We start from the raw sequence: 11,644 nt of genomic DNA on the forward strand, positions 1-11,644 counted from the left end.
CATCTTGCCATTATCCATAGCAAGATGCTTTTTTTATTCCGGTCGTTTTTTTGTCCACGTTTCAATAACTTCACCTGTATCGTTAACATCTAGCACTAAACTACCGTTACTATACCGGTCTTTATTTCGATACGCTTTCGGATCAATTTCTTCTACGATGTGTTTCTCTGTCTTCATGTAAACTAGTTCATCGTCTCTAACAATTTCAATACCGACAATACGGTATGGATTACGTTTTAACTCTTTGAAAATAACAAGACCTCGCTTCGCCCTCGTTGATTTCTCAATTTCTGATGCTTTTAGACGTTTTACAGCACCGCGCTGCGTAACGAGAATAAGTTGATCTTTGTCACCATTTAACGGTTTACCAGAAGCGACATAATCATCTTCTTTTAAGTTAATTGCTTTCACACCAGCGGCCCTTACACCGACTGGACTTACTTCATCCTCATGGAAAATAAGTGCATATGCACCATAGGTTGCAAGAACAATATCACTCGTTCCATCTGTTGCAAATATATCTACAACATAATCATCTTTTTTCAAATTCACAGCGACGAACGCTCTTGAATAACGCTGAACTTTATATTGGTTTAATTCTGTTTTCTTAATCATACCATTTCGTGTAACAAATACGATAAATCGTTTTTCTTCTTCAAAATTCGGTACGACGGTCGCCCAAATAATCATTTCATCCCGCTCGAGTGAAACGAGATTCGCAACGTGTTGACCTAAATCTTTCCAACGAATTTCTGGCATTTCATATACTGGCAGATATATATAGTTTCCTTTATTCGTAAATAAGAGGACTGTCTCTGTCGTATTCGTATCGAATCGCTCCAGTAAGATGTCACCCTCTTTCATACCGAAGTCTTTTCCGTTCGATGCATTATGTGAACGCCAACCTGTTCGTTTCACATATCCTTCTTTCGTTACAGTAACGATGACATCTTCCTGAGGAATCATCACTTCCACATCGATTTTAATTTCCTCAATTTGTTCTTCAATAATAGCACGGCGATCATCACTATATGTTTTCTTTACTCTCTTCAAATCTGTTTTAATAACTTGAAGAAGTCTTTTTTCACTTTGTAAAATTGCCTGTAATTCTGCAATTTTTGTACTTAATTCATCCGCTTCTTTTTCTAGTGCTGTAATATCTGTATTTGTTAAACGATATAATTGCAACGAAACGATTGCTTCTGATTGTGCTTCTGTAAAGCCGAATTTAGCACTTAAGTTATCTTTCGCATTACGCTTATCTTTAGAAGATCTAATCGTTTCGATTACTTGATCTAAAATTGATAATGCTTTCATTAAACCTTCAACAATATGTTGACGATTTTCCGCTTTTCGTAATTCATACTGAGAACGCTTTGTTACAACTTCTTTTTGGTGTCCAATATATGCATCCAAAATTTTTGGTAACGTCATAAGTGTAGGACGACGATTATTTATCGCAACCATATTAAAGTTATATGGAATTTGTAAATCTGTATTCTTATATAAATAATTTAAAATACCTTCAGCATTTACTTCTTTTTTTAACTCTACAACGATACGAAGACCTGTACGATCTGTCTCATCACGTACTTCAGCAATTCCATCTAGTTTTTTATCTAGACGTAATTCATCCATTTTTTTAACAAGGTTCGCTTTATTTACTTCATACGGAATTTCTGTAATAACGATTTGTTGCTTACCACCACGAATCGTTTCAACTTCCGCTTTTCCGCGAATAATAATTTTACCTTTTCCTGTTTCGTACGCTTTTTTAATACCATCAATCCCTTGAATAATACCACCGGTCGGGAAATCTGGCCCTTTCATAACTGTTAATAAATCATCAACAGTACTATTCGGCTTATCAATACGCATCATCGTCGCATCAATTACTTCCCCAAGGTGATGCGGAGGAATTTCTGTTGCATAACCAGCTGAAATCCCTGTAGATCCGTTCACTAATAAGTTCGGGAACATTGCTGGTAATACAACAGGTTCTTCACTCGTATCATCGAAGTTTGACACAAATTCCACTGTTTCTTTATCAAGATCACGTAATAACTCAGATGCAATTGGTGATAATCGCGCTTCCGTATAACGCATTGCCGCTGCTGGATCGCCATCAACACTACCATTATTACCATGCATTTCAACTAAAACATTACGTACTTTCCAAGTTTGACTTAAACGTACCATCGCCTCATATACAGAGGAATCACCGTGCGGATGGTAATTACCAATAACGTTACCGACTGTTTTAGCTGATTTACGAAACGCTTTATCATGTACATTTCCTTCTACATACATGGAATATAAAATACGTCTTTGTACCGGTTTTAAACCGTCACGCGCATCTGGAAGCGCGCGATCTTGAATAATATATTTACTATAACGTGCAAAGCGGTCACCTAACACGTCTTCAAGCGGGAGGTCATGAAACTTCTCTGCCTGCATGTTATTCCACCTCCGTCTCCATAATCATTTCATTTTCTAAAATGTTTCCTTCTTCTTGCATACCAAATTGTACATTTCGTTCGATCCATTTACGGCGAGGTTCTACTTTATCACCCATCAATGTCGTAACTCGGCGCTCCGCTCTTGATGCATCATCAATTTTCACACGAATCAACGTACGTGTTTCAGGATTCATCGTCGTTTCCCATAATTGATCGGCATTCATTTCGCCAAGTCCTTTATAACGTTGCAACATATAGCCTTTACCGACTTTTTTCGTTACACCATCTAATTCTTCATCAGACCATGCATACTCAATCACTTCACTCTTACCTTTTCCTTTACTTACTTTGTATAAAGGAGGAAGTGCAATAAATACTTTGCCAGCTTCGATAAGTGGTTTCATATATCTGTAGAAGAACGTTAGTAACAATACTTGAATGTGCGCACCATCTGTATCAGCATCGGTCATAATTACAATTTTATCGTAGTTAATATCTTCAACAGCGAATTCATTCCCTACACCACCGCCAATAGCGTAAATGATTGTATTAATCTCTTCATTTTTAAAGATATCAGCAAGTTTTGCTTTTTCTGTATTGATTACTTTACCACGTAACGGTAATACCGCTTGGAAACGTCGGTCTCGACCTTGTTTTGCGGAACCACCCGCAGAGTCACCCTCTACTAGGTACAGTTCATTTTTTTGCGGGTTACGTGATTGTGCTGGTGTTAACTTACCACTTAATGTACCTTCTGATTTCTTTTTCTTTTTACCAGTACGCGCTTCTTCTCTCGCTTTACGAGCAGCCTCACGTGCCTGCGCTGCTTTAACTGCCTTTCTCACAAGAAGTGTAGCAACATCTGGATTTTCTTCTAAAAAGTAAGCTAAATGCTCAGATACAATTGCATCAATTGAAGAACGAGCTTCACTTGTACCAAGTTTCCCTTTCGTTTGCCCTTCAAACTGAAGTACTTCTTCTGGTACACGTACAGAAACGATAGCCGCTACACCTTCACGAATATCTGTACCTTCTAAGTTTTTATCTTTTTCTTTTAATAACGATACTTTACGAGCATACTCATTGAACACACGTGTCATTGCTGTCTTAAACCCAGCTTCGTGTGTTCCACCATCTTTTGTACGTACATTATTTACAAACGAAAGAATATTTTCTGAGTAGCCATCGTTAAATTGAAAAGCTAGCTCTGCCTCAATTCCATTTTGTTCACCAGTAAAATATACAACCGGATGGATTGAATCTTTTTCTTCATTTAAGTATGAAACGAAAGCTTCGATTCCTGTTTCATAATGAAAGACATCTTCTAAATCATTTCGCTCATCTTTTATTGAGATTTTCATCCCTTTTAATAAGAATGCAGATTCACGTAATCTTTCACATAATGTTTCGTAATTGTAATTTGTTGTACTGAAAATCGTTGTATCTGGTTTAAAATGGATTGTCGTACCAGACTCTTTCGTCTTCCCGATCTTCTCCAGTGTCGTTGCAGGAATACCACCATTTTCAAAGCGTTGTTCATAAATATTTCCGTCACGTTTAATTGTCACTACTAACCATTCTGACAAGGCATTTACAACTGATGCCCCAACACCGTGTAAACCACCACTTGTTTTATAGCCACCTTGACCAAACTTACCACCGGCATGAAGTACAGTTAAAATGACTTCAGGTGTAGGTTTCCCAAGTTTATGCATTCCCGTAGGCATTCCTCGCCCTTTATCAATAACGCTAATACTATTATCTTTATGTATTACGACAGAAATTTCGTCGCCAAATCCCGCTAACGCTTCATCAACGGAGTTATCTACTATTTCATATACTAAATGATGCAATCCACGGCTATCCGTACTCCCGATATACATACCCGGGCGTTTTCGAACGGCTTCAAGTCCTTCTAGCACTTGAATTGCATCTTCATTATATTGGAACTGATGCTTTGCCAAACTCCTTGCCCCTTTCCTAATCAAATCAGAACATATGTTTCTATTATAGAATAACGCCTCGACTATAGTTTTGGCAAGTTATCTTATCTCTTTTATATACCATTTTCAATAGAAAAATCCTTGTTTTTTCACAAGGATTCCTCTAGGCTACTATTTCAGAAAAATAATCGTTTGTCAACGAGAAATGGATATGTATGCCAAGATTATACATTCCAAACCTTTATCATGATCCAAATGATCAATATCCAAAATGGGATAACAAGTAACAATCCCCAAAAACAGCCTTTAAAAAATCTCATGATGAACACCTCGTTCATCGGCCCTACTTATTTATAACGAGGGCTGAATCAATCTTTCTCTCTTTAAAACCTATACTATTTTGTCATCGCATGTTCTACTTTAATGCAACGATCCATTATTACAGTATAGCCTGTTTCTTGCAAAAGTTTATATGTATCTTCATCTTGTACTCCTAATTGTGCCCAAAAAACATCTGCATCAATCTCTACAAACTCTTTCGCAACATCCATTAAAAATTCTGAACGGCGGAATACATTTACAATGTCAACATGTTCCTTAATATCCTTTAGTGAAGAAACTGCTTTTTCTCCAAGCACCTCATTTACTGTTGGGTTTACTGGAATAATGCGATACCCAGCATCTTGCATTGCTTTTGAAACCATATACGATGTACGTTCTGGCTTATCCGATAATCCAACAACTGCGATCGTTTTGCTTTTCTTTAATACTTCACCAATTTCCGTACGAGTTGGGTTTTCAATTGTCATAATTTATCCCTCCTATTCCTTTAGTATAGCCGATAAAGAAAGTCTCTTTCAATATGAAAGAGACTTTCTTTTATTTCAATTATTGATTCTTTGTAGCTGAATTATCTGCTAAAGTAGCTGTTTTCGTCATTTTTTGACCGTTACGATAGAATGTAACTTCTACTTTCTCGCCTACTTTTTTCTTTTCATATAAATATTTACGGAATTGAAGTGAATTTTCTACTTTTTGATCATCTAATGATACTACAATATCATATTGCTCTAAACCAGCTTTTTCTGCAGGTGATATTGGATAAATTTTACCTAATACAACGCCGTTTGTTACTTCTTTCGGTACTTTCAATTGATTTACTGCATAAGCTTGCACATCTTCTAATGAAACGACACCTACTCCAAGAGCTGGACGTTTCACTACTCCGTCTTTTTCAAGTGATTCAATAACTGGCTTTGCAATATTAATTGGAATAGCAAATCCAATTCCTTCAACTTCTTGTTGTGCAATTTTACTTGAATTAATCCCAATTATTTCACCGTTTTGGTTAAATAACGCACCACCACTATTACCTGGGTTAATCGCTGCATCTGTTTGAATAACTTGAGCATTCCAATCTGCACGCTTATCGCCATCAATATCTACTGGAATTTCACGTTCTTTGCTACTAATAATACCTTCCGTTACACTTCCATCAAAACCTAGTGGGTTACCGATTGCAATCGCTTTTTCACCCGCACGAAGTTTACTTGAATCACCTAAAGTGGCAACTTTATTTACATTAGATCCATCAATTTCTACAACCGCTAAATCTAACCAAGGGTCTTTCCCTACAAGCTTTGCTTCTACCTTTTTACCATCACTTAGTTTTACAGCAAGTTTATTTGCTCCATCTACTACATGGTTGTTCGTTACAATATACGCTTTATTTCCTGCTTTTTTATAAATAACACCTGATCCTGAGCCAGCTTGTTGCTCTTGGCCTGTCGGTTGCATTGCAAATGGATCAACACTTTGTTGCATATTAATAACACCTACAACAACATCTTTCGCGCCTTCAATCATACCAGGTAAATCAGTTTCATTTTTTGCTTTATTGACAACAGGAACTACAGTACCTTCAACTTTTGAATCCGAACTGAATGATGATACAGCCGCTCCATTATTTTGAGCCCATGGCATATATGGTGCCGCAAAACTAATTGTGACAGCCCCAACTACAGCTCCGACTAAACCTGTGAAAAAATAACCTTTTTTACTACCTGATTTTCTCACTTCTCTCGTTTCACTATGCTCTTCATTTAAATTTGGTCCGTCGTAATATCCCATGTTTACTTCCCCTCTCTGGTGAATTCGTATTTTCAGTATAGTCACGTTTTGTGTCCTTCTTGTGAACTCATCGTGAAATCCAATTAAAAAAATACTCTTATCTAACATTGTAGACAAGAAAAGTATTTTTTGTACATTCCACCTACAAAAGAGAGTATAAATTTGCTATATCCCAAAGCCAAAGCGCATAGTAAATTAAAGGTTATTCTTCAAATTTATAACCAACTCGAATAACAGTACCGATATGCTTCGCTTTATCTCCTAGCTTATTTCGTAGTTTTTTAATATGAGTATCAACCGTTCGGTCATCACCGTAGTAATCATATCCCCATAACTGATCTAATAAATGTTGACGTGACAACACAATTCCTTTGTTCTCCATTAAATAAACAAGAAGTTCAAATTCCTTATGTGTCAATATAATTTCTTCTCCATCTACTAACACAGTTCTAGATAGACGATTTACTTCTATTCCAGCCAAGGACATAGCATTTTCTTCCGCTACTCCTACCACGCCATCCGCACGTTTCAATAATGTCTTCGCGCGAGCTACTAACACTTTCGGGCTGAAAGGTTTCGTTACATACTCATCTGCACCTAATTCGAACCCTAGTAATGTATCATCCTCATCCGAACGGGCTGTCAACATAATGATTGGTACTGCTGATTCTTTTCTAATTCGTCTGCAAACAGACCATCCATCTATTTCTGGTAACATTATATCTAACATAATCAAATCAATTTCATGCTCTGCAAATAATTCTAACGCTATTTTTCCGTCTTCTGCTTCGATTACTTCAAAGCCTTCATTACGAAAATAATCACTAACGATTTCACGTAATCTTCTTTCATCTTCAACAAGTAATACTGTTTTATTCATATCATCTATCCCGCCTTTTTACTCTTTCAATCGAATAATACGTTGATTGGAGCTTCCGCGAAATGGAAGTGTTAAATCTTTTTTCTCGATTTCAAATCTTCCATCGACTAAAACATCCCCATAATGTAACAACTCTATCATATCATTATTTTGAGAACTCTGTATCTCTTCTAACGTATAACCTGTATACATCCAAAGATTTTTTTTCAAGTCTTTCACAGCTTTTGCTACTTTTTTCACTTCAGCAGCTTGAAAAAATGGATCTCCACCTGAAAATGTTACATCAGTTAATGTATTACTTGCAATCTCTTTCACAATTTCTTCTACTGTCATTTCAGTTCCATTACAAATATTCCACGATTTCGGATTATGGCAACCGAAACAACGATGCGGACAGCCCGCAAAAAACACGACTGTCCGCAACCCTTCTCCATCTACTACACTATCATGAATGATGTTCATCACTTTCATTTATGCTTCACCCGATCCATCTCTTCACTACGTTTCGCACTATTCCACTTCGACATATCTCCTACAAGATAACCTGTTATACGTCGAATTCTTTCTATATTGGCCTCATCTTCATTTCCACAGCTTGGACATTCATTTCCGATAACTCCGTGATAGCTACAGCACTTACAACGGTCAACAGGATGATTAATTGAACCGTATCCAACGCCATGATCTGCCATCGCTCGTACAATTTGTTTTAACGCCTGTTTGTTATGCATAGCTGCTCCGTCTAGCTCAATATACGTAATATGTCCCCCGTTACATAGGGCATGGAAAGGTCCTTCTAAACGAATTTTATTTATCGCTTGAATGCTATAGTAAACTGGGATGTGAAATGAATTCGTATAATAATTATGGTTCGTTATACCGCTAATCACACCAAATTCTTCTCTATCTTTTTTCACAAACTTCCCTGATAACCCTTCTGCAGGAGTTGCAATTACTGAGAAATTCAGTTCATGTTCTTCCGTCGCTTTATCCATTTTATCTCTCATAAAGGAAATGATTTCATACCCGAGTTTCCATGATTCTTCATCTTCTCCATGATGCTTTCCTGTTAAAGCTACTAAGCACTCCGCAAGACCGATAAAACCAAGACTTAACGTCCCTTGCTTTAAAATAGATGCTACAGAATCTTCAGGCTGTAACTTTTCTCCACCGCGCCATACACCTTGTGAATATAAAAATCGAAAATCTCTTGCTCGCTTCGTACATTGATACTCAAATCGTTCTAATAATTGCTTAATTCCTAAATCTAAGTAATAGTTTAACGCTTCAAAAAACGCTTCTTTTGAACCACTAATTAACGCTAATTTCACTAAGTTAATAGACGTAAATGATAAATTCCCTCTTCCAATCGCCGTTTCTTCTCCATGTATGTTAGACATAACACGGGTACGACATCCCATGTAACATACTTCACTTTCCGGTCGTCCGTCATAATGCACTGCATTAAATGGCGCATCTAAAAATGAAAAGTTAGGGAATAATCGTTCAGCCGTTGTCTCTAACGCTAATTCAAATAAATCATAGTTCGGATCACATTCTTCAAAGTTCACACCTTTTTTCATTTTAAAAATTTGAATTGGAAAAATTGGTGTTTCTCCTTTACCAAGACCAGCTTGTGTCGCTTTTAAAAGTTGTCTAACTAATAACCGTCCCTCTTTTGATGTGTCTGTTCCATAATTAATAGAAATAAACGGTACTTGTCCCCCGCCCCTACTGTGCATACTATTTGAATTATGAACGAAAGCTTCACACGCCTGATACGTATCATTTTCTGTTTCTTTCCATGCAAATTCTTCTATTTGTTCTTTCGTAAGCGGATATGACTGTAATCGTTTCTTATGTCTCGCTACTGTTTTTCTCACATATGGAGCTAAATCAATATCAAAGAGTGCAAATGATTGACCACCGTGCTGCATATTTTGATTCGCTTGAAAAATAATAGACGAAAGAGCCAATGCACTTTTAATATCCTGCGGTTGTCTCATATGCCCATGTCCGGTATGAAAACCGTTCGCAAGCATTTGCGCTAACGGAATTTGCGAACAAGTCGTCGTTCCTGTCGCATAAAAATCTAAGTCATGTGGATATAATATATTTTGATTTATCGCTTTTTTCACTTGATCTGACAATAAATTTTCAACTGCATAATATTTCGCACTCTCTGATGCGAACGTTCCCATTACTCCCATTGGAGAGCGACCATCTACATTTGCATTTTCTTGCATTAAATCTTGCTCACTACCGTGGACAATCGTTTCAAACACTCTCATTAATTCTTCTCCACGTACATTTCGTTGTAACATTTATAACCCTCCACCAATATGTTGTTGTCTTTTGATTAAAATGTTACTACATATAGTCTTGGTGTTTCTGTGAGAAATGTAACATTCCTGTGAAATTTTTTTCACGAAATAACGAATTTTTCATTTACAAAAAAGAAATGTGCTCTTTACAAATGTATGGTACAATATACGGGAAAAACTCTTTTTACCCTTTATCAACACATTTGAATAAAGGAGACTGAACTTATGGTTACTACATATCTTTTATTTATCGTTGCCTACTTACTTGGCTCGATTCCATTCGCACTAGTCGTTGGAAAAATCGGCTACGGAATCGATATTCGTGAGCACGGAAGCGGTAATCTAGGCGGAACAAATACATTCCGCACACTAGGGAAAAAAGCAGGTTTTATCGTTACAATTGCTGACATTTTAAAAGGTACATTAGCAACAAGTCTACCGATTATTTTCGGATTAGATGTTCACCCACTATGGTTCGGATTAGCAGCTGTTCTTGGACATGTGTATCCGATTTTCGCGAAATTCCGTGGTGGTAAAGCTGTTGCAACTTCTGCTGGCGTGCTATTATGCTACTCTCCAGTTGTTTTTGCAATATTAGCTGTTGTCTTTTTCAGCCTTTTATTTACAACAAGATACGTATCACTTTCTTCTATGGTAACAGCCGTCGTTGCTGTTATTACATCCATTGTTAGCGGGGATAAAATCTTCATTATTGCGATGTGTTTATTAGCAGGTATGGTTATTTATAAACACCGTGCAAATATCGGACGAATTATAAATAAAACTGAACCGAAAGCAAACTTTTCAAAAAAGCAAAAATAAGATCGTAACCCACATAACGCAAAAAGAAAACGTGAAGCATATTAATAGCGTCTTTTTGCGTTATTTTTTATACTAAAGAAAAAGCAACATAATTTGGAGGAACTATACATGAATCTTTCCGTAACAAAAGAAGCAGCACAATGGTATAAAAACGAATTAAACTTACAATCGGGTGAAACACTACGCCTTTTCGTACAATACGGCGGTTGCAGTACTGTGCAAAAAGGACTTTCTTTAGGTATTCGTAAAGATGATCCTGCACATCCTGCTGTTCAAACTCAAGAAGAAGGTATTAACTTCTTTATTGAAGGCGACGATGAGTGGTTCTTCGATGGACATAATTTAGCTGTTACATTTAACGACGGTGATGATTTCCCGCAATTTAATTATGAAAAATAAAAAAGCGTGGCTTCTGCCACGCTTTTTTATTTTTTCTTAATTTCCTCATATTTCGCATACCACTCTGGATATAACTTTTTAAATGATACGGGCCTGAACCCTTCTTTTTTCGCGCAAATATTCGTCGTACTTGCAGTAATACAAAGTTCACCTTCACCGTTATATATTTCATAACCATATACAACGCGAAGCGGACTAACAGTATCAATCCACGTTTTCACAATTGCTTTTTCTCCGTAACGCATCGCTTTACGATATGAAATTTGCAAATCTAACACAGGAGAAATAATTCCCTCTTTCTCCATTTCAACATATGAAAATCCTAAATCTTGTATAAGTTTCGTGCGACCTAGTTCAAGCCACACCAAATAGTTTGAATGGTAAACAACACCCATTTGATCTGTTTCCGCATAACGGATTTCAACTTCATGTTCTGCTACAAACATATGTATTCGCCGTTGCCATAAACTTATAAAAATCTATAAATTTTGTTTATTTCCCTGTTCTACGTGTCCGATTTCACAGAAGCTACTTTCGTTTGATGTAACACTCCGAGGGCGTAAATTCGGATACAACGAATCCTACATATTAGCCGTAACTTTTTTAGATGTTAACTGGCTAATTCATACCGTGACAAATTGATAGCCGCATTTAAATCCCTATCCATTTCGTGACCACAAGTGCATT

At 36.8% G+C, this 11,644-nt stretch carries 10 protein-coding genes; 2 read left to right on the forward strand and 8 right to left on the reverse strand.

Going from position 1 to position 11,644, the window contains the following annotated elements:
- Nucleotides 1-33: 33 nt before the first annotated feature.
- From parC to JDS82_RS10830, 7 genes are all read right to left on the reverse strand, one after another.
- Nucleotides 34-2,457 (reverse strand): DNA topoisomerase IV subunit A, encoded by a 2,424-nt coding sequence (parC, locus tag JDS82_RS10800; protein ID WP_061672854.1) that lies wholly within the window; start codon nt 2,455-2,457, stop codon nt 34-36.
- A 1-nt stretch (nt 2,458) separates the two neighbouring features.
- Nucleotides 2,459-4,423 (reverse strand): DNA topoisomerase IV subunit B, encoded by a 1,965-nt coding sequence (gene parE, locus JDS82_RS10805; RefSeq protein ID WP_001062189.1) that lies wholly within the window; start codon nt 4,421-4,423, stop codon nt 2,459-2,461.
- A 374-nt stretch (nt 4,424-4,797) separates the two neighbouring features.
- On the reverse strand, nt 4,798-5,211 hold the full coding sequence (locus JDS82_RS10810; RefSeq protein WP_000151395.1) for a CoA-binding protein: 414 nt from the start codon (nt 5,209-5,211) through the stop codon (nt 4,798-4,800).
- A gap of 79 nt (nt 5,212-5,290) precedes the next feature.
- The gene (locus JDS82_RS10815; protein WP_000542652.1) at nt 5,291-6,532 is read right to left on the reverse strand and encodes a S1C family serine protease; all 1,242 of its coding nucleotides are present in this window, start codon (nt 6,530-6,532) and stop codon (nt 5,291-5,293) included.
- A gap of 202 nt (nt 6,533-6,734) precedes the next feature.
- Nucleotides 6,735-7,412, reverse strand: a complete 678-nt coding sequence (locus tag JDS82_RS10820) for a response regulator transcription factor (protein WP_001044675.1) — start codon at nt 7,410-7,412, stop codon at nt 6,735-6,737.
- A gap of 18 nt (nt 7,413-7,430) precedes the next feature.
- Nucleotides 7,431-7,883 carry an anaerobic ribonucleoside-triphosphate reductase activating protein gene (gene nrdG / locus JDS82_RS10825; RefSeq protein WP_000867065.1) on the reverse strand — a complete coding sequence of 151 codons (453 nt, stop codon included), beginning with the start codon at nt 7,881-7,883 and terminating at the stop codon, nt 7,431-7,433.
- Entirely contained in the window at nt 7,880-9,736 is a 1,857-nt protein-coding gene (locus JDS82_RS10830; RefSeq protein ID WP_064449865.1) for an anaerobic ribonucleoside triphosphate reductase, read from the reverse strand. The genes nrdG and JDS82_RS10830 overlap by 4 nt, the downstream gene beginning before the upstream one ends.
- 225 nt (nt 9,737-9,961) lie before the next feature.
- Between JDS82_RS10830 and plsY the strand changes: the two genes are divergently transcribed.
- Entirely contained in the window at nt 9,962-10,558 is a 597-nt protein-coding gene (gene plsY, locus JDS82_RS10835; protein ID WP_199713222.1) for a glycerol-3-phosphate 1-O-acyltransferase PlsY, read from the forward strand.
- A gap of 108 nt (nt 10,559-10,666) precedes the next feature.
- The gene (locus JDS82_RS10840) at nt 10,667-10,957 is read left to right on the forward strand and encodes a HesB/YadR/YfhF family protein (protein WP_001054448.1); all 291 of its coding nucleotides are present in this window, start codon (nt 10,667-10,669) and stop codon (nt 10,955-10,957) included.
- 26 nt (nt 10,958-10,983) lie between these two features.
- On the opposite strand, the gene JDS82_RS10845 is transcribed toward JDS82_RS10840, so the two are convergent.
- Nucleotides 10,984-11,403 (reverse strand): acyl-CoA thioesterase, encoded by a 420-nt coding sequence (locus tag JDS82_RS10845; RefSeq protein ID WP_000495804.1) that lies wholly within the window; start codon nt 11,401-11,403, stop codon nt 10,984-10,986.
- Nucleotides 11,404-11,644: the final 241 nt, after the last annotated feature.

The sequence above is a fragment of the Bacillus cereus group sp. N14 genome (genome assembly GCF_016483555.1).
Lineage (GTDB): Bacteria > Bacillota > Bacilli > Bacillales > Bacillaceae_G > Bacillus_A > Bacillus_A wiedmannii.

What these genes read in the sequence shown, in the direction of transcription:
- parC (WP_061672854.1), bottom strand. Translation starts at nt 2,457, where the DNA reads ATGCAGGCAGAGAAGTTTCATGACCTCCCGCTTGAAGACGTGTTAGGT.
- JDS82_RS10810 (WP_000151395.1), bottom strand. Translation starts at nt 5,211, where the DNA reads ATGACAATTGAAAACCCAACTCGTACGGAAATTGGTGAAGTATTAAAG.
- JDS82_RS10815 (WP_000542652.1), bottom strand. Translation starts at nt 6,532, where the DNA reads ATGGGATATTACGACGGACCAAATTTAAATGAAGAGCATAGTGAAACG.
- JDS82_RS10820 (WP_001044675.1), bottom strand. Translation starts at nt 7,412, where the DNA reads ATGAATAAAACAGTATTACTTGTTGAAGATGAAAGAAGATTACGTGAA.
- nrdG (WP_000867065.1), bottom strand. Translation starts at nt 7,883, where the DNA reads ATGAAAGTGATGAACATCATTCATGATAGTGTAGTAGATGGAGAAGGG.
- JDS82_RS10830 (WP_064449865.1), bottom strand. Translation starts at nt 9,736, where the DNA reads ATGTTACAACGAAATGTACGTGGAGAAGAATTAATGAGAGTGTTTGAA.
- plsY (WP_199713222.1), top strand. Translation starts at nt 9,962, where the DNA reads ATGGTTACTACATATCTTTTATTTATCGTTGCCTACTTACTTGGCTCG.
- JDS82_RS10840 (WP_001054448.1), top strand. Translation starts at nt 10,667, where the DNA reads ATGAATCTTTCCGTAACAAAAGAAGCAGCACAATGGTATAAAAACGAA.
- JDS82_RS10845 (WP_000495804.1), bottom strand. Translation starts at nt 11,403, where the DNA reads ATGTTTGTAGCAGAACATGAAGTTGAAATCCGTTATGCGGAAACAGAT.